Source organism: Devosia sp. LjRoot3 (assembly GCF_964252865.1).
In the GTDB taxonomy this organism is placed as follows: domain Bacteria; phylum Pseudomonadota; class Alphaproteobacteria; order Rhizobiales; family Devosiaceae; genus Devosia.
Genome location: NZ_CAXUPK020000003.1, coordinates 480030 through 498597, shown reverse-complemented (window position 1 = coordinate 498597; position 18568 = coordinate 480030). Strand labels below are relative to the sequence as shown.

The 18568-nt window shown below is 62.5% G+C and carries 14 protein-coding genes; 7 read left to right on the top strand and 7 right to left on the bottom strand.

All coding sequences use genetic code 11. The features are described from left to right. Positions 1 to 133: 133 nt before the first annotated feature. The 3 genes from ACSQ2A_RS13465 to ACSQ2A_RS13455 are packed head-to-tail and all read left to right on the top strand — an operon-like array spanning position 134 to position 6935. Positions 134 to 2002: an autotransporter assembly complex protein TamA gene (locus tag ACSQ2A_RS13465; RefSeq protein ID WP_436072637.1), complete on the top strand. Its 1869-nt coding sequence runs from the start codon at positions 134 to 136 to the stop codon at positions 2000 to 2002. After that, complete coding sequence (locus ACSQ2A_RS13460; RefSeq protein ID WP_436072636.1) at positions 2002 to 6333, top strand: translocation/assembly module TamB domain-containing protein; 4332 nt, start codon at positions 2002 to 2004, stop codon at positions 6331 to 6333. The genes ACSQ2A_RS13465 and ACSQ2A_RS13460 overlap by 1 nt, the downstream gene beginning before the upstream one ends. Continuing rightward, positions 6333 to 6935: an SAM-dependent methyltransferase gene (locus ACSQ2A_RS13455; RefSeq protein ID WP_436072635.1), complete on the top strand. Its 603-nt coding sequence runs from the start codon at positions 6333 to 6335 to the stop codon at positions 6933 to 6935. The genes ACSQ2A_RS13460 and ACSQ2A_RS13455 overlap by 1 nt, the downstream gene beginning before the upstream one ends. A gap of 120 nt (positions 6936 to 7055) precedes the next feature. Here the strand turns inward: ACSQ2A_RS13455 and ACSQ2A_RS13450 are convergent, their stop codons facing one another. The 5 genes from ACSQ2A_RS13450 to ACSQ2A_RS13430 all read right to left on the bottom strand — a co-directional run bounded on the left by ACSQ2A_RS13450 (position 7056) and on the right by ACSQ2A_RS13430 (position 14189). After that, positions 7056 to 8414: a metallophosphoesterase gene (locus ACSQ2A_RS13450; protein ID WP_436072634.1), complete on the bottom strand. Its 1359-nt coding sequence runs from the start codon at positions 8412 to 8414 to the stop codon at positions 7056 to 7058. 79 nt (positions 8415 to 8493) lie between these two features. After that, on the bottom strand, positions 8494 to 10347 hold the full coding sequence (locus ACSQ2A_RS13445; RefSeq protein ID WP_436072633.1) for an extracellular solute-binding protein: 1854 nt from the start codon (positions 10345 to 10347) through the stop codon (positions 8494 to 8496). Positions 10348 to 10378: 31 nt separating this feature from the next. Next, positions 10379 to 12001, bottom strand: a complete 1623-nt coding sequence (locus ACSQ2A_RS13440; RefSeq protein ID WP_436072632.1) for an ABC transporter ATP-binding protein — start codon at positions 11999 to 12001, stop codon at positions 10379 to 10381. Further along, entirely contained in the window at positions 11998 to 13092 is a 1095-nt protein-coding gene (locus ACSQ2A_RS13435; RefSeq protein ID WP_295414803.1) for an ABC transporter permease, read from the bottom strand. The genes ACSQ2A_RS13440 and ACSQ2A_RS13435 overlap by 4 nt, the downstream gene beginning before the upstream one ends. Then, entirely contained in the window at positions 13089 to 14189 is a 1101-nt protein-coding gene (locus tag ACSQ2A_RS13430) for a microcin C ABC transporter permease YejB (protein ID WP_295414801.1), read from the bottom strand. Before ACSQ2A_RS13430 ends, ACSQ2A_RS13435 begins: the two co-directional genes overlap by 4 nt. 189 nt (positions 14190 to 14378) lie before the next feature. Here ACSQ2A_RS13430 and ACSQ2A_RS13425 point away from each other — a divergent pair, with 189 nt between their 5' ends. From ACSQ2A_RS13425 to zapE, 3 genes are all read left to right on the top strand, one after another. Next, positions 14379 to 14612 (top strand): hypothetical protein, encoded by a 234-nt coding sequence (locus ACSQ2A_RS13425; protein ID WP_295414800.1) that lies wholly within the window; start codon positions 14379 to 14381, stop codon positions 14610 to 14612. A gap of 120 nt (positions 14613 to 14732) precedes the next feature. After that, positions 14733 to 15335, top strand: a complete 603-nt coding sequence (locus ACSQ2A_RS13420) for an AprI/Inh family metalloprotease inhibitor (protein ID WP_436072631.1) — start codon at positions 14733 to 14735, stop codon at positions 15333 to 15335. Between the two features lie 167 nt (positions 15336 to 15502). Beyond that, positions 15503 to 16636, top strand: a complete 1134-nt coding sequence (gene zapE / locus ACSQ2A_RS13415) for a cell division protein ZapE (protein WP_436072630.1) — start codon at positions 15503 to 15505, stop codon at positions 16634 to 16636. Here zapE and ACSQ2A_RS13410 read toward each other — a convergent pair. Next, positions 16633 to 17058 (bottom strand): BrnA antitoxin family protein, encoded by a 426-nt coding sequence (locus tag ACSQ2A_RS13410; RefSeq protein WP_436072629.1) that lies wholly within the window; start codon positions 17056 to 17058, stop codon positions 16633 to 16635. The two genes, zapE and ACSQ2A_RS13410, sit on opposite strands and share 4 nt — an antisense overlap. Then, a complete protein-coding gene (locus ACSQ2A_RS13405) occupies positions 17051 to 17305 on the bottom strand; it encodes a BrnT family toxin (protein ID WP_436072628.1) in 255 nt (84 codons plus the stop codon). Before ACSQ2A_RS13405 ends, ACSQ2A_RS13410 begins: the two co-directional genes overlap by 8 nt. Positions 17306 to 17523: 218 nt before the next feature. On the opposite strand from ACSQ2A_RS13405, the gene mdh reads away from it, so the two are divergent. Continuing rightward, positions 17524 to 18486 (top strand): malate dehydrogenase, encoded by a 963-nt coding sequence (gene mdh / locus ACSQ2A_RS13400; protein ID WP_291409122.1) that lies wholly within the window; start codon positions 17524 to 17526, stop codon positions 18484 to 18486. Positions 18487 to 18568: the final 82 nt, after the last annotated feature.

Here is an 18568-nt window from a genome sequence, read left to right as displayed (position 1 = left end):
TGGGCAGGCGGGGGAGGGTTAACCCAATCTTTCCGTGCGCCAAGCTATTCTCAGCTTTGACCTATTGGTTGAAGCGTAACGGTCGGGAACTGGTTCACTGCAAAGCGCGCGTTGGGTATCGAGTATTGGCGCCTTGTGCATCGCCGCGGCCTCCTTGGCTGTGGCGGCTCCTGCGCATGGTTTTGAACTGTTCGGCTTCAAGTTTTTTGAGGACGAGACTCAGGATGCGGTTGTTATCGATCCGCAGAACTATGTCGTCACGTTCTCCTCGACCCAGACCGGCGCTGTCGAAAATGCGGCGCGCAATGCGTCCTCGCTCGTGGCCGATCAGGGCGAGCCAGCTTCCGGCGTAGCAGGGCTCCTTGCCAAGGCACGCGGCGACTACAGGCGCATCATCGCGGCTCTCTATAATGAGGGCCACTATGGCGCCGCCATCAGTATCCTCGTCGGCGGCGTGGAAGCGTCCAAGCTGGCGCCCGATGCGCGGCTGCCCAATCCCGTCGATGTAACCGTTTCAGTCGATCCCGGTCCGCTCTTTACGTTCAACAGCGTCAACATCGCCAACCAGGCGCCCGCGACCAGCGATCCGGACGACCAGGTCGACCTGCCGGTTCTGCGTGGCTTTGGCGCGGGCCAGGTGGCGCGCTCTTCGGTGATCCTTGCGGCAGAGCAGCTTGCCGTTCAGGCCTGGCAGCAGCAGGGCTATGCCAAGGCTGAAATCACCGGTCGCGATGTGGTTGCCAATCATGCCAATAACACGGTCGATGTAACCATCACGGTCAATCCGGGCCGTCTCGCAGCCTTTGGCGACATCACAGTCACTGGCACCCAGAACATGAACCCCGAATTCGTGCGCCAGCAGACCGGGCTTGCGGTGGGTCAGGAATATGATCCCGACGACCTGACGCGCGCACAAAGGCGTCTGGACCGACTCGAAGTCTTCCGTGCGGCGCGCTTCCAGGCGGCGCAGGATATTTCGCCCGATGGGCTGCTGCCTTACGAGCTTCTCGTTGAAGAATTGCCCGGCCGCCGCTTTGGCGCGGGCGCGACCTATTCCACCGTCGACGGCCTCGGCGTCGAGGGCTTCCATCTCTGGCGCAATCTTTTTGGGCAGGCCGAAAGGCTGCGGCTCGATGCGCGTGTCGCGAGCATTGCCTGGCCGATCGATACCGCCCAGTTCGACTACATGTTTGGCGGTACCTTCACCAAGCCCGGCTTCCTGACCCCCGATACCGATCTTGTCGCCGCCATTGCGGCCGAGCGCACGATCTATCCGACCTATACGGAAACATCGGCACAGGCGCGTCTGGGCCTGACGCACTATTTCTCCGATGAACTGACGGCAGAAGGCGGCGTGGTCTATGAGCGCGCGCGCTTCGACGACGTTTTTGGTACACGCGACTTCTCAACCCTCGGCATTTATGCCGGCGCGACCTTTGACGGACGCGACAGCACGGTCGATCCGACCGAGGGTTGGTATCTCTCGGGCAATGCCGAGCCCTATTACGACTTCTCCTTCGACAAGATGGGCCTGCGGCTCACCGCCGAAGCCCGCACCTATTTCGGCTTCTCCGAGGATGACCAGTTCGTGCTGGCCGGTCGCGTCAAGGCCGGTGCGCTTCTCGGGCCGGCACTCAATGAAATCGCGCCGGACAAGCTGTTCTTTGCTGGCGGCGGCGGCTCGGTGCGCGGCTATGCGGTCAAATCCATCGGCGTTGACGATGGCAAGGGCGGCGTGACCGGCGGACGTTATTTGCTCGAAGCCTCGCTCGAAGCGCGGGCCAAGGTGACCGAAAGCATTGGCGTCGTCGGCTTCGTCGATGGTGGCTATGTCGCGGCAGACACCTTCCCGAGCCTTGACGAACTCCGTCTCGGGGTCGGCGCCGGCGTGCGCTACTATACCGGTTTGGGCCCGCTGCGCCTCGATGTGGCCATTCCGCTCAACAAGCGGGCGGGCGATCCGGATTATGCGATCTATGTCGGCATCGGGCAGGCTTTCTGATGATGCCGCTTGTGAAGAAAAAATACCGCCGCGTTGCCCTGGCTTCGCTCGTTCTCGTGCCGCTGATCGGCGTGCCTGTGGCGCTGTTTGCGCAGGACAATTCCGATGAAGCGCAGAAGGATTGGCTGACCGGCTTCGTCGAAGGCCAGCTTTCGACGCCGGAGCGGCAGATTCGCCTGTCCAATATCGATGGTGCGCTCGGCTCGGATGTGTCGATCCGCGAGATCACCATTGCCGACCAGCAGGGCGTGTGGTTGCGCGTCAACAATGCGAGCCTCAACTGGAGCCAGGCGGCGCTCTTCACCGGCCGGTTGCAGGTCAACTCGCTCAAGGCCGAGTCGATCGAATATATCCGCAATGCAGTTCCGGCCGAGGGCGTCGATCTGCCGCCGCCGGAAGCAGGCAGTTTTTCGGTGCCGGAATTCCCGGTGGCCATCAATATCGGCGAATTGTCGGTGCCCCGCGTCACCTTCGGCGATGGCGTGTTCGGCCTCGGCTCAGAAATTTCGCTCGCCGGCAATCTGGCGCTTGAAGGCGGCAATCTCAACACGGCGCTCGACATCGTGCGCCTCGATGGGCCGGGCGGCACGCTCAATCTCGACGTGTCCTATGTGCGCGAGACCAATGAGATTGACCTGAAATTCGATCTCAACGAACCGGAAAACGGTGTGCTGGCCAATCTCCTCAATATCGAGGGGCGGCCAGCCATGCAGTTGACGCTGGCGGGGCAGGGGCCGGTCGCGGACCTTCGCGCGGACCTGACGCTGCTCGCCAATGGCCAGACGGCGCTTGCCGGCGTTTCGACCATCAATCAGACGGCCGAAGGCTTTGCCGTAGACGCCGATCTCGGCGGGCCGCTCTCCATGCTGATGGCCGAGCAGTATCGCCCGTTCTTCGGCGACGACACGCGGCTGTCGCTCAATGCACTGGTGCGCAGCGCCGGCGGTATCGACATCAACGACCTGTCGTTGACCGGCGGGCAGCTGGCGCTTGAGGCCAATGCCAGCACCACGGCGGACAATTTCCTCTCGCGCCTAGACCTGACGGCTTCCATAGCCGACCCGGCCGGTGGCCTTGTGCTCCTGCCCGCCTCTGGCGCGCCGCAGGTGCAGGCGGCGCAGCTCACGATCGATTTCGGCCGCGATGGTTCCGATGACTGGAGTGCCGATCTCGGCATCGACAAGCTGATCACCGGCGATTTCTCCGCCGATCGTGTTGGCCTCGCCATCAACGGCGTCGCCAGTAATCTCTCCGATCCCGCGACCCGCATGATCACCTTTAACGGTGACGGCACGCTGTCCGGCATTGCCGGCGACGAAGCGGTGGAAGCCGCGCTTGGCGACAGTGTTGGTCTCGGTATTGCCGGGCTTTGGAACGCCGGCCAGCCGATCGAACTGGCGCAGCTTCGTATTGTCGGCGAAGCGCTGACTGCGGGTCTTTCGGGTGTCATCGATGGCGGAGCGTTCCGCGGCCGCATTGGCGTCCAGACCGATAGCATCGCGCCGTTCTCGGGCCTTGCCGGTCGCGAATTGACTGGCGGCCTGTCGCTCGACGCCGAAGGTTCTGTTGCCTTTGTCGGCGGCGGGTTCGACCTGACCTTTGAAGGCTCGGGCAATAACCTGACCATCGACGATGAGACCGCCGACAAGCTGCTGGCCGGCAATGTGGCGCTGTCCGGTCGCCTCGCCCGCACCGAAGCCGGTATCGTCGCTGACGATTTCTCCGTCACCAATCCGCAGGTGCAGTTCACCGCCGACGGCGTCTATGGCACCAGCGAAGCCAATTTCGCCATCGGGCTCGATCTCTCCGATCTCGGCCTTCTCACCGACCAGGCCTCCGGCGCGCTCGTCGTGCGTGGCACGGCAAAATCGGCATCGGCCGAAGCGCCGGTCGCTCTCTTGCTCGACGCCACCGTTGCCAATGGCAATCTCGTCGGTCGCAACCTCCGCGACGCAAAGGTCGGTCTCGATCTCTCGCTGCTGCAAGGCAACTTGACCGGTCGCATCAGCGGCGAAGCCATGCTCGATGGTCATCGGGCCACGCTCGCTTCGCAGGTCGTCTCCGACACGGCGCAGCAGGCGCTCAACAATCTCGATTTCGAAATCGCAGGTACGCGCGTTTTCGGTTCAGTCAGCCGCGCTGTCGACACGCAATTGCTGAATGGCCGGCTCGATGTCACGGCGTCCGATGTGTCGCTGGCAGCGGCCCTGCTCCTCACCGAAGCCTCGGGCAGCATCAATGCCGCGCTGGCCCTGTCGCCGGTCGATGGTGTGCAGCAGGCGGGTCTTACGGCGAACGCGACCAATTTGAAGATCAACGACATTGCCGTTGGCCGCGCCGAAATCAGCGCCACGGCTGTCGATCTCTTCGGCGTTCCCGCGCTCAACGGCACGGTCACGGCCAGCAACGTCGTTGCCGCCGGCACCACGGTGAACACGCTCAATGCGCGCGCCAGCCAGAGCGGCGACACGACGAGCTTTGATGCCCAGGCGGCTCTCAGCACCGGCACCAATGTCGACGTCGCTGGTGGCCTTGCCCCGGTCGAAGGCGGCTATCGCGTATCGCTTGATCGCGCCAACCTCGCCCAGGGCAGCATTTCTGCCCGTCTTGCCAACCCCACCACCTTGCTGGTGCAGGGCAATAGTGTGGCTCTCGACGCCCTGCGCTTCGATGTCGGCTCCGGCAGCATCACCGCTTCGGGTACGGCCGGCGAGACGCTGGCACTCAACGTCAATATTGCCTCCCTACCGCTCTCCATCGCCAATACCATTGTGCCCAGCCTCGGCCTTGCCGGTACGCTCGATGGCACGGCGGTTGTGTCCGGCTCAGCGTCCAATCCGCAGGTGCGGTTCGATGCGCGCGGCAGTGGCATCAACGCCGCCGCCATTCAGTCCTTCGGCATTGCGCCGATCAGCGCCACGGTCGCCGGTTCCTACTCCGGCAATAGCGTCGCCATCGAGCGTCTTGCCGCCAATGGCGCAGGTGGTCTCAATGTCACCGGTTCCGGCCGCGTGCCGCTGTCGGGCGGCGGGCTTGCCGTTACGCTGACGGGCTCGGCGCCGCTGGCCCTTGCCAATCGCTTCCTCATTGATCGTGGTGGCCAGCTTTCCGGCACGGCCAATTTCAATGCCGATGTATCAGGCAGCATTGCCGCGCCGCAGTTCGGTGGTTCGGTGTCGGTCAATGGCGCCGGCTATGTCGATCCCGAACTCAATCTCCGCCTCACCGACATTACCGGCCGCGCGACGCTTGCCGGCACCTCTGCCCGCATTGAAAGCCTCACGGCCAATCTCGCGACCGGCGGCAGCGTTTCTGCCTCGGGCACGGTCGGCCTTTCCGGCCAATTCCCGGCCGATCTGCGTGTTTCGCTCAATTCGGCCCGCTATTCGGATGGCGAAATCTTCCTCGCCACGGTTTCGGGTGGCTTGACGTTGACCGGCAATCTCACGGGTACGCCCCTGCTGGCCGGCACGCTCAATATCGAGAATGCCAATATCACCGTGCCGGAAGGCTTTGGTGGCGGCACGCCGCTCATCGATGTCAAACATGTGGCGCCGCCGCCCGAGGTGAAGCAGACCCTGCAGCGCGCCCGCATCGATGCGGCCGGCGCTCCGGTGCCGCAGACCCGGTCGTCGGGCCTCTTGCTCGACGTAACCGTCAATGCGCCCAACCAGATCTTCATTCGCGGCCGTGGCCTCGATGCCGAGGTCGGTGGTTCGGTGCGCCTTGCCGGGCCGCTCAACAATATCCAGCCGGTGGGTGCCTTCTCGCTCGAACGTGGCCGTCTGTCCGTCCTCGGCCAGCGGCTCGATTTTGAAACCGGCACGGTGACGCTGCTGGGCGATCTCGACCCGCAGCTCTATTTCCTGGCGCGGACCGAGGGCGACGGGATCACGGTTTTCGTCACCATTTCCGGCCGTGCTTCGGCACCGGAAGTGACGTTTACCTCCAATCCGACCTTGCCGCAGGATGAAGTGCTGAGCCGCCTGATCTTCAAGCGCTCCATGGGCGAATTGACACCGCTGCAATTGGCCCAGCTTGCCGGCGCTGCTGCCGAACTGGTTGGCGGCGGTGGCGGCGGTCTCGTCGATGGCCTCCGCGGCGCGGCTGGTCTTGCCGATCTCGATGTCGTCACCGACGCACAGGGCAATGTGGGTGTGCAGGCCGGCACCTACCTGCAGGACAATATCTATCTCGGCGTAACGGCCGGGGCAAACGGCCAGTCCAAGGTGACGATCAACCTCGACGTCACCAACGACCTCGTGGTGCGCGGCACGGCCGGGCAGAACGGCGACTCCAGCCTCGGCGTGTTCTTCGAACAGGATTATTGATGAGCTTTTGGGACGATCGCTACAGCCGTGACGAGTATGTTTTCGGCGAAGCGCCCAACGCTTTTCTCGCCGCACAAAGCCATCTGCTGCCGAAGTCCGGCAAGGCCCTCGCGATAGCCGATGGCGAGGGGCGGAACGGGGTCTGGCTCGCGGAGCAGGGGCTCGATGTTCTGTCCCTTGATGCTTCGCCGGTTGGGCTCGAGAAGGCGAAAAAGCTCGCCGCCAAACGCCGCGTCAAACTCAGTACCAAGCTGCTCGATATTTCTGACTATGACTGGCCAGCGGAGCGTTTCGATGTCGTCGCCGGCATCTTCTTCCAGTTCGCCGGGCCGGATCTGCGCGATACGATCTTTGCTGGCATGATCGAGACGCTGAAACCCGGTGGGTTGCTGATCCTGCAGGGTTATGGTCCGCGGCAGCTTGAGTACAAGACCGGCGGTCCGGGGATTTTGGAAAACCTCTATACCGAGGCGCTGCTGGCCGAGAAGTTTTCGGCGCTCGAGATTTTTCATCTCGGTGATCGGGATGGCGAAGTGGCCGAGGGTTCGGCCCATGTCGGAAAATCGCATCTCGTGGATTTGGTGGGGCGGAAGGCGGGGTAGCCCCCCACCTCCCAATTGTTAGTTGTCGTCATTGCCGGACTTGTCCCGGCAATCCATCTCGCCTCCGCATGGACCACCGGGACGAGCCCGGTGGTGACGACGGATGGGTGGGTTCAGTATCTACTTCAGCGCCGCAACAACCAGCGCCTTCAGTGCCACTTCCGGACCCGGCGTGAACACCAGATCCTCGCGCCCGAAATACGATTTCTGGTTGGTCGCCGACCAGTCATTGGTCACGAGGCGATAGACGTCCTTGGTCGGCAGGCCCGTCGGGGCGGCGTAGAGGAAGTCGCCGGTGCGCTGTTCGAGCGTCTGGGCTTCGTCCTGGTTCACCACGGCGAGGATTTCAGCGAGGGTTGCGGCATCGACTTCGGCGACCATCAGCTTGCCATCGAAGCGCACGACGGAGTCGAAGGCATATTTGCTGACCTCACCCAGCGGCAGGCCATTGCCGAGCGTGGTATGGCCGATAAAGCCGATATCGCCTTCGCCAGCTGCCGCCATGCTCTCAGCAACGAAGCGGCCGGTCTGGGGCAGGGTGAGCGCGGCAGCGCTGGTGCCGACGGTTGCAAGCTCTTCAGCGGTCAGGTGCGTCTTGAGCATGTCGAAGATCAGCGTAGCGAGCGCTTCGTTGGGCGTAACGTCGTCGCGGACGCGGTTCTGTTCGACGGACAGCGACTTGTCGGCAGCGACGGAGACCACCGTATAGGTGCTGCTCCATGAGCCGGTATGGACGTAGCGCGTCTTGCCTTCGTCATGGGTGAAGGTCAGGTGATCGTGACCGCCAACGAGCAGCGTACCATCGGCAAGAAGCGGCAGGATGGCGCGGTCGGCGACGACGCCAGCATGGCTGAGGACGACGGGTAGAATATCGCCATCAAGAAGACCAGCCAGGTTCTCCGTGGCCCAGGCAGCGGGCTCGGGGATGGCGAGGGCTTCGCGGCTATCCTTGGGATAGGTGTTGAGCTTGTCGGTGGCGATACCGACGACGCGGACCGGCAGGTCGCCCAGCGTCAGGTCGGTCGCGGTGCTCGCATAGAGCTGGCCCGTGCGCGTGTCGGTGATGTTGCTGATGACGGTGATGCCGATTTCCTCTGCCTGCGCGATGACATTGGCGAGGTCGGTATCGAGGTCGGGCTCGTGATTGCCGATATTGAGGACCGTCGGGGCGAGGGCGGCGACGGCTTCGAGGAAGACCCAGTCGATGATGCCGGCCGAGCGCACGGCAACCACATTGCCCAGCTCGAACACGTCACCATTGATGAGGATGATGTGCGGGACCGGATTGCTCGAGACTTCGCTTTCGAGCGTCGAGAGCAGTTCCGCAGTGCGCTCATAGGCCGAGTGCAGGTCGGACAGCACGATGATGCGGCCGGCAGCTTCCTGCGCCACGGCCGGAAGGGCCGAGGCGATGAAGGGCAGGGCTGCGGCGGAGCCGAGGAGTTGCAAAGCCAAGCGGCGGGTGATGGTGTTCGTCATGCCCAAAGTCCTTGTCGTGATGTCGCCCAATACGGCGGGCGGATAACTGCACAGGCGCGACGACACTGTCGTGACAGGTTTACTGGCCCGCGCCTCCGGTCTTTGCCGCCTTTTCGGCGTCCCACCACCAGATGGTGGGGAAGCCATTGGAGAATTGCGGCAGCGTTTCCGGGCGGCTGAAGCGGTCCCAGCGAGCGGTGCGCGAATAACGCAGGGAATAGCCCGGCACGACGAAATCGTGCGCGAGCAGCACCCGGTCGAGGGCTTCGGTAGCGGCAAGCTGGGTGTCGCGATCTTCAGCCGCAATGAGCTTGTCGATCAGCGCGTCGATGCCCGGATCGGCAATGCCGGCATAGTTGCGCGAGCCCTCTTCATCGACACTCGACGAGCCAAAGAAAGAGCGCTGCTCATTGCCCGGCGAATAGGACTGCACCCAGCTGGCATAGATCATGTCGTAGTCGAAGCTGCGCAGCCGGTTGATATATTGCGGCGTGTCGACCATGCGCACGCTCACGGCAATGCCGATCTGGGCGAGATTGCGCTGCAGGTTGGCGGCAATGGCCTCCAGCGTTGGTTGGTGCATCAGGATTTCAAAGGTCAGCTGCTGCCCATTGGCATCCACAAGCTGGGTGCCGTTGAGCGTGTAGCCAGCCTCGGTGAGAAGGCCGAGCGCCTTGCGCAGGTTTTCGCGCAGCTTGGTCGGGTCGCCATTGACGGGATTGACAAATTCCTCGGTGAAGACCGTCGCCGGAACCTGGTCCTTTACGCCTTCGAGGATGTCCAGCACCTCGCCCTGCGGCAGGCCCTTGGCGGCGAAGGGCAGGCCGAAAAAGTAGGAATTCACCCGCGCATACTGGTTGTAGAAGATAGTGTTGTTCAGCTCTTCGAAATCGAAGGCATAGTTCAGCGCCTCGCGTACGCGCTGGTCCTGAAACTTTTCGCGGCGCAGATTGGGGATGAAGCCCACCATTTCGCCGCGGCCATTATAGTCCTGCGGGAATTCCTCCTTGATCACGCGGCCATCGGCGACGGCGGGGAAATCAAAACCCGTGGCCCAGCGACGCGCGGTGTATTCGCTCCAGAAATCGAACTGGTCGCCCTTGAAGGCTTCGAACCAGACGGATTCATCGAGGAAATATTCGTAGCGGATCTCGTCAAAATTGTTCGAGCCGATCTGGGTTGGGTGATCCTTGGCCCAATAGTCGTCGACGCGCTCATAGGTTACCGAACGGCCGGCTTCGAAGCTGGCGAGCTTGTAGGGGCCGGAGCCCAGCGGCGGTTCGAGGGTGGATTCGCCGAGATTACGCGGCTTGCCACTGGCGTCCGTGCCCTCCCACCAGTGCTGCGGCATGACGAGGAGCTGACCCAGGATATGGGGCAGTTCGCGGTTGCCGGTCATGTCGAAGGTGAAGGTCACTTCGCCCGGCGCCGTCACTTCGGCACTCACGATGTTGGCGTAGTACTGAGTATAGACCGGGCTCAGTTCCTTGGATTTTTCGAAGGACCAGACGACGTCCTCGGCAGTGACCGGCTCGCCATCGTGCCAGCGCGCCTTGGGGTCCATGCGAAAGATCACCGAACCATAGTCGTCGGCCACTTTCATCGCCTCGGCCAGCATGCCGTAAGACGTGTTTACCTCATCGAGCGAGGCGGTAAGAAGGGTTTCGTAGATCAACCCGATACCACTGACGACCTCGCCCTTGGGAAGGATGGGATTGAAGGTGTCAAAGCCGCCGCGGTCGCCGAGCCGCACCGTGCCGCCCTGGGGCGCGTCGGGATTGACGTAGTCGAAATGGGCAAAGCCTTCGGGATATTTCGGGGCCTCGGTGAGACTATCGGCATGCACCCACACGCCGGTCGGGGTCTGGGCTACCGTTGGCGCGGCGAGGCCAAGCGCGAGGAGGCCGGAGGCGAGGAGGGTCGAGAGCTTCATTGGCTGGCTCCGCTTTTGTCTGGCACTGAGGTTAGTCGCTTTTTTCCGCCGGGAACAAGCCGTCGGTTGCGGTTTCGATATCGAAAGCCGCCGCCATCAATTGGCGTGTATAGGGATCGCGTGGGCGGGCGAAGATGCCGGCGGCAGGCCCCGATTCGACGATCTTGCCATTGCGCATGACGACCACTGAATGGGCGAGTGCTTTTACCACCCGCAGGTCGTGGCTGATGAAGAGATAAGTCAGGTCGCGGCGGCGCTGCACATCGCGCAGGAGGTCGATAACCTGCGCCTGGATGGAGATGTCGAGCGCCGAGGTCGGTTCGTCGAGCACGAGGAAATCGGGCTCCAGCACGAGGGCGCGGGCGATGGCGATGCGCTGACGCTGGCCGCCGGAAAACTCGTGCGGATAGCGGTTGGTTGATTTGGGATCGAGGCCGACTTCGTGGAGCACTGCGACCACCTTGGCTTCCCGCTCCGCCGTCGTCAGCCGCGGCATGTGGACCTTGAGGCCCTCTTCGACGATCTCGCCCACCGACATGCGCGGGCTCAAGGAGCCGAACGGGTCCTGGAAGACGATCTGCATATGCTTGCGCATCGGCCGCATGGCCCGGCCGGAGCGTCCGGCGATCTCCTGGCCCAGAACGACAATCCTGCCGTCCGAGGGAATGAGGCGCAGCAGCGCATAGCCGAGCGAGGATTTCCCGGAACCGCTCTCGCCGACGACACCCAACGTCTCGCCCTTGTGGATGGCGATATCAACGCCATCGACGGCCCTGATGTGTCCGACCGTCCGGCGCAGCAGGCCGCGCTTGATCGGGAACCAGACTTTCAGGTCCTTGGTCTCAACCAGAATGGGCGAGGCGGATTTGGGCAGCACCGGCGCGCCACGCGGCGCGGCAGCCAAAAGCTTTTGCGTATAGGCGTGTTGGGGACTGGCAAAAATCTCGGCGGTCGGTCCGCTCTCGACGATCTCGCCCTGGGTCATGACAGAAACCCGGTCGGCGATTTTTCTTACGATGGTCAGATCATGGGTGATGAACAGCATGGCCATGCCGTGCTGGCGCTGCAGCTTCTTCAGCAGTGCGAGGATCTGCGCCTGCACGGTCACGTCGAGCGCCGTCGTTGGCTCGTCGGCAATCAGCAGCTTTGGATTGTTCGCCAGCGCCATGGCGATCATGACGCGCTGGCGCTGCCCGCCCGAAAGCTGGTGTGGATAGTCATCGATGCGGCTTGCTGGGTCAGGAATGCCGACTTCCGCCAGCAGTTCAAGCGTACGCTTGCGTGCCGCCGTCTGACGCAGGCCCTGATGCGTCGCGAGGATTTCGCCGACCTGTTTGCCCACGGTGTGCACCGGGTTCAACGAGCTCATCGGCTCCTGAAAGATCATGCCGACATCATTGCCGCGCACGGCGCGCAACTGATCGACGGAGGCCGCGGCAAGGTTTTGCGCCCCGAGCATCACCGTGCCCTCGAGCGTGGCCGAGGGCGGCAGGAGTTTGAGGATCGACAGCGCCGTGACCGACTTGCCCGAACCACTTTCGCCCACCAGCGCCAGCGTTTCGCCGGGCGCGATATCGAAGCTGACCTTTTTTGCCGCCTCGAAGGCGCCGAAACGGATGGTCAGGTCGCGGACGGAGAGCAGGGGCGCGGTCATGAGAACGTCTTCCGCGGATCGAAGGCGTCACGCACGGCTTCGCCGATGAAGACCAGCAGCGTCATCATGATGGCGATGGTGAAAAAGCCGGTGAGCCCGAGCCAGGGTGCCTGCAGGTTGCGCTTGCCCTGAGCCAGCAGTTCGCCGAGCGAGGGCGAGCCGAGCGGCAGGCCGAAACCGAGGAAATCGAGCGAGGTGAGAGTCGTCACCGAGCCCGAGAGAATGAAGGGCATGAAGGTGAGCGTCGCGACCATGGCATTGGGCAGCAGGTGCCGCCACATGATCACGCCATTGGAGACGCCGAGCGCCCGGGCCGCGTTCACATATTCAAAATTGCGGGCGCGCAGGAACTCGGCGCGTACGATGCCTACCAGCGAGACCCAGGAGAACAGCAGCAAGATGCCCAGCAGCACCCAGAAGCTGGGCGCGATGACGCTCGAAATGATCAGCAAGAGATAGAGCGCCGGCACCGAGGTCCAGATTTCGATCAGGCGCTGTGCGATGAGGTCGATCCAGCCGCCGAAATAGCCCTGCACGGCCCCAGCAAAGACGCCGATGATCGATGAGAAGATCGTCAGGATCAGGCCGAAGAGAATGGAGATGCGGAAGCCATAGACGAGACGCGCCAGCACGTCGCGGCCGCGATCGTCGGTGCCGAGCCAGTGGTAGTTGCCGAGATTGCAATTGGGATCGGCCGTGCCCAGCGGATAGCGCGAACAGAACTGGTCCCAGCTCTGCATCCAGCTTGGAGGATTGGTGCCGGAGGAGGGGAGGTAACCATCCACCGTATCGTGGCTGAACCGCACCGGCGGCCAGATGGCCCAGCCGTTGGCCGCAATCTCGTCGGCGATAAAGGGCTGGCGGTAGTCGGTCGTCGCGAGAAAACCGCCGAATTTGGCTTCAGGATAGGTGACGACCGAAGGGACCAGCAGTTCGCCCTTGTAGGAGACGATGATCGGCCGGTCATTGGTGATGAATTCGGCGCCCAGCGTCAGGACGAAGAGTACGAGGAAAATCCAGAGCGACCACCAGCCGCGCTTGTTGGCGCGGAAATTGGCCCAGCGGCGCTGGTTGAGCGGCGACATGCTCATGTGTCGCGGCTTTCGAAATCGAGCCGCGGGTCGACCCACATATAGGCGAGATCGGAAATCAGCCCAATGACGAGGCCGAGCAGCGAAAAGATGTAGAGCGTCGCAAACACCACCGGATAGTCCCGCGTGGCGATGGCTTCGAATCCGAGCAGGCCCAGTCCGTCGAGCGAGAAAATGGTTTCGATCAGCAGCGAGCCGCCGAAGAAAGCGCCGATAAAGGCGCCGGGAAAGCTCGCTATGATCAGCATCATGGCATTGCGGAAGACGTGGCCATAAAGCACGCGGTTTTCCGTCAGCCCTTTGGCGCGGGCCGTCACCACATATTGCTTGGAGATTTCATCGAGGAAGGAATTTTTGGTGAGCAGCGTCGCCGTGGCGAAGGCGCCGAGACCCATGGCGGTGATGGGCAGGACCAGGTGCCAGAAATAGTCGAGCACCTGCCGCCAGAGCGGGAAATTGGCAAAGCCGGGGGAGGTGAGCCCCCTTAGCGGAAAGATCGACCAGAAACTGCCGCCAGAAAAGAGCACGACAAGCGCAATGGCGACCAGAAAGCCTGGAACGGCATAGCCGATGATGACCACGGTGGAAGTCCAGACGTCGAAGCGCGAGCCATCGCGGCGGGCCTTGGCGATGCCGAGAGGAATGGAAACGCCATAGGCGATCAGCGTCATCCAAAGCCCGAGCGAGATCGAGACCGGCATTTTCTCGACGACGAGGTCGATCACCGAAATGTCGCGATAATAGCTCTCGCCGAAATCGAAGCGCAGATAGTTCCAGAGCATGTTGCCAAAACGCTCGAGCGGCGGCTTGTCGAAGCCGAACTGCTTTTCGATGCGCGCGACCAATTCCGGCGGCAGGCCCTGCCGGCCACGATATTCGCCGCCCTGCTGGTGCCCACCCTGCGGCGGCTGGGATAGTGTTTCGTCGCCGCCACCGGTAACGCGTTCGCTCAGGTCAACATTCTGGCCCGACATATTGGCCAGCGCCTGTTCTACGGGACCGCCGGGCGCAAACTGGGTGATGAGAAAGGAAACGGCCATGATGCCGAAGATCGTCGGAATCATCAGCAATAGACGGCGGATGATATAGGCGCCCATCTCGTTTCCTGTTGGGACCCTCTCTGGCTACAAGCAAATCGCCTTGCGCCTGCGGGGCTTTAGCCGCACTGCATCACTTGCGCGCCGCTTTGGCAATGTCACAAGCGCGTTGAGTCGTTCGGTTGAACGCGGATTGGCATTGCCGCCGGGCAGTCGGGCGGTCACAATTGAGCGAGAAGAGGAGCCGATATGGACTTTATCACCATTGGCCAGGTGCGCGACGAAGGCGTGGCGCGGATCATTCTCGTGGCGCTGCGCGCCCATGGCTTTCACCCGCTCGAACCGCGCGATGGCGGCCTGCCGGGCGTGCCGAACCTGTTTGGCCGCGAGGGTGTGGGCATTGAAGTGCCTGAAGATGAGGCCGCCGATGCAACGCTTCTGCTTGGTGAGCTGTTGAAAGACATGACACAGCCCGACTCCTAAATCGGCCATAAAGGAATGAGAGATTTTCTGTGCGGGTCGGGCGTTGAACCCTGAGGCAGCTTCGGTTAATAAGCCGCCTAATGAGTTAATTTCCTTTAAGCCTTCGGGCAGGAGTGACCAATGAAGGTTTGGATGCGCGGAGCCGGCTCCGTGATTGGATTGGGCCTCGTCGCGCTGGCGCTGGCCGGTTGTTCGTCGACCGCTCGGTCCAATACGGCCGATCTCAACGTCGTGCGCGCACCGCAGCAGTTGCAGCCGGTGCAGTCGTCCTCAGTGCAGCAGGGCACGCTGCCGGCAATCGGTGCAACCGGTACGCCGGCGCCGGGTCTGTCCGGCACGCCGGTTCTCGGCGGCGCCCCGGCCATGACCACGGCCGCTGCCACCACCCCCGGCCAGCTCGGCACCAATAGCTCGATCGTCAATGTCGGCGCTCCGGCGACCGGCTTCTCGACGGGTCCGGAAGGCGTCTGGACGGTTTCGGCCGGCACGGGCACCTGCCAGCTCAACCTGCCGATGACCGCAAAGACCGGCACGAACTACTATCGTGCCTCGTCCCCAGGCTGCGCTGTGCCGCAGATCGCTTCGGTCACCGGTTGGCAGCAAGTCGGCAGCCAGCTGCAGCTCTATGATGATAACGGCAATATCGCTGCCTTCCTCGCTCCCTCGGGCGGCCGCTATATCGGCACCGTGAGCGGTGGCCAGGCGATCTCGATGTCGCGCTAAGCGCTCCAAAGCCGGTCGATAGACCGGCTTTTTCTATTCCCCAATCTCAGCGTCATTCCCGTGGAAGCGGGAATCCCTCTCACCTTATTTGAGATCCCCGCTTTCGCGGGGATGACGCCGTGGATGCTGGCAGGTGTCATCCTGCCGAACGACACTTCGGCCAAGACATGACCTCCTCCTCTACTGCCCCCGTTCGCAGAGCCTATCTGGACCTCGTCGCGCGTGGCGCGCTGACGAGCGATCCGGCGCAGCTGGAGGCCACGGCGCATTTCGATCGTGTCCTGCACGATATCGTCGTCGGCAAGCCCAAGAGTTTCCTGGGCCTGCGCGCCAAGCCCAAAGCCGTGCGCGGGCTCTATCTTGTGGGCGAAGTCGGCCGTGGCAAGACCATGCTCATGGACCTGTTCTTCGCAGCCCTGCCGACGCGCCATAAGCGCCGCGTGCATTTCCACGAATTCATGGACGAAGTGCATGCCGGCATTTCCGCCTTCCGCAAGGCGGCGCGCGGCAAAAACGAGGATGCCGATCCGGTCGAGGCGGTCACCAAGCCCATCCTGAAGTCCGGCCTGCGCGTCCTCTGTCTCGACGAATTCCATGTGCATGACATCACCAATGCCATGCTGCTCGACCGGCTGTTTGAAAAGCTCTTTGCTGGCGGCGTCACCCTGATCGCCACCTCCAACGTGGTGCCCGATCAGCTCTACAAGGACGGCCTCAACCGCCAGCTCTTCCTGCCCTTCATCGCGCGGCTCAAGGAAGAGACCGAGGTTGTCGAATTGCTCTCAGAGCAGGACTATCGGCGCCTGAAATTCGCCGGCCAGCAGGTCTATGCATTTGGCAGCGACACGCGCCAGACGATGGACAAGCTCTGGCTCCGCATTACCGGTGGCGAACCGGGCCATCCCGGCACGATCGAGAGCATCGGCCGCCAGATTCCGGTGCCGCTGCAATCCATGGGCGCCGCCCGCTTCAACTTTTCTGATCTCTGCGAAAAGCCGCTCGGCACGCGCGACTTCGTCCGTATCGCCCACCACTTCGATTCGCTCGTCATCGACGGCATTCCGCAAATGGACCGCACCAAGTCCGACGCCGCCAAACGCTTCATCCTGCTCATCGACAGCCTCTATGACCGCGGCGTGAAGCTGGCCGCCAGCTTCGAAGTCCCCCTCGAACAACTCGGCCGCGACGACAAGACCGCCTTCGAATTCCAGCGCACCATTTCGCGCCTCAACGAGATGCAGTCCGAAGAATACCTCGCCAAGGGGCTGCGCGATGCCGCGCCGGCGGAGGAGGGAGCTTAGAGCCCCACCGTCTTCTTCAGCACCTCGTTCACGCGTCCCTGCCACCCTTTGCCGGATGCACGCAGGCGTTCGAGAACATCTGCGTCGATGCGCAAGGTCACCTGCTTTTTCGGGCTCTCGAGCGGCGGGCGGCCTCGGCTGCGCCTGATGCTTTCCGCCTGGTCGGGGAAGACCTCAGCGAATGGACGAAATTGCGCTAGTTCCTCTTCCGTCCGGGGGCGTTCGATCTCAGGGTCTGGACCAATGAGTTCACCCGTGGCGTCGTCGATCCACCAGCCATCGTCGTCCTGGTGAACGCCCCCGGCAGCAATCAGTGCCTTCATCTCGCGATCGTAAAGCTCCCAACGACGCTGCATTTCAGCGTCACTATCGGGAAAGCTGTCCAGATCCTTGGTGACGAACTGCGGCCACTTCTTAGCCATTTGCACGGTCCCTTTCCTTCGGGCTCGCCGGGCGCATCGAGATGACGGAAATCGCTTCCGATCCGAGCTCGCGAGACACAACTGCGATCACGAGTGTTTCTCCGAGCAGTCCCACATTGAGAGAGCGCCCGTCTCGGGAGGGCTCGATATGGGCGGTCAAGAAAAACTCAGGGGTGAGATCGGCAAAGTCCAAGCCATGCTTGGCAATGTTGCTCAGACGTTTGGGTTCGTCCCACGTGATCCGCATGAATTATTTGTAGTGACACAAAATGCCGGCGTCAAGAAAATGTGTAGTTACATAAAATTGCCCATCGGTCAGCTCGGTCGCACTGCTTGCCCATTTGGCATACCCCCATCGCCCATCGGCAAGGCGATTTGCGCCTTTACGACGAAGGGTTCACTTGCCCCTCCTCGTCGGTAGGGTTAAGACGTGCGCCAAATCAACGCAGTCCGGGATGAAGACTTATGGCGCGTAAGAAGATCGCACTCATTGGCTCGGGTCAGATTGGCGGTACTCTCGCCCTTCTCGCAGCCCAGAAGGAGCTTGGCGACGTCGTGTTGTTCGACGTGGTTGACGGTGTTCCGCAGGGCAAAGCCCTCGACATCGCCCAGTCCGCTCCCAGCCAGAGCTTCGACGCGGTCATCAAGGGCACGTCCGAATACAAGGACATCGAAGGCGCTGACGTCGTGATCGTCACCGCCGGTGTGCCGCGCAAGCCCGGCATGAGCCGCGATGACCTCCTGGAAATCAACCTCAAGGTGATGGAACAGGTCGGCGCCGGCATTGCCAAGTACGCTCCGAACGCCTTCGTCATCTGCATCACCAACCCGCTCGACGCGATGGTCTGGGCCCTGCAGAAGTTCTCGGGCCTGCCGACCAACAAGGTCATCGGCATGGCTGGCGTTCTCGACAGCTCGCGCTTCGTGCACTTCATCGCCGACGAACTCGGCGTCTCGGTCGAAGACATCAATGCCTTCGTGCTCGGCGGCCACGGCGACACCATGGTGCCGCTCGCTCGCTACTCGACCGTCGCCGGCATTCCGCTGACCGACATCGTCAAGATGGGCTGGATCACCAAGGAACGTCTCGACGAAATCATCCAGCGCACCCGTGATGGCGGCGCCGAGATCGTTTCGCTGCTCAAGACCGGCTCGGCCTTCTATGCTCCCGCTGCTTCCGCCATCGCCATGGCCGAAAGCTACCTCAAGGACAAGAAGCGCATCCTGCCGTCCGCCGCGTTCCTTTCCGGCCAATATGGCGTCAAGGACACCTATGTCGGCGTTCCCGTGCTGATCGGTGCCGGTGGTGCTGAGAAGGTCATCGAGATCTCGCTCAACTCGGCCGAGCAAAAGGCCTTCGACAAGTCCGTGGAGGCCGTTGAGGGCCTGATCGCGGCGTGTAAGAAAATCGCGCCGAAGCTGGCGTAGACCCAAGAAAAGCCGCTGGCAGCCCCAGCGGCTTCTCCCTTTTCCGGTCTCTAGAATTGGCCGGATCATCTCTGCCCACCCA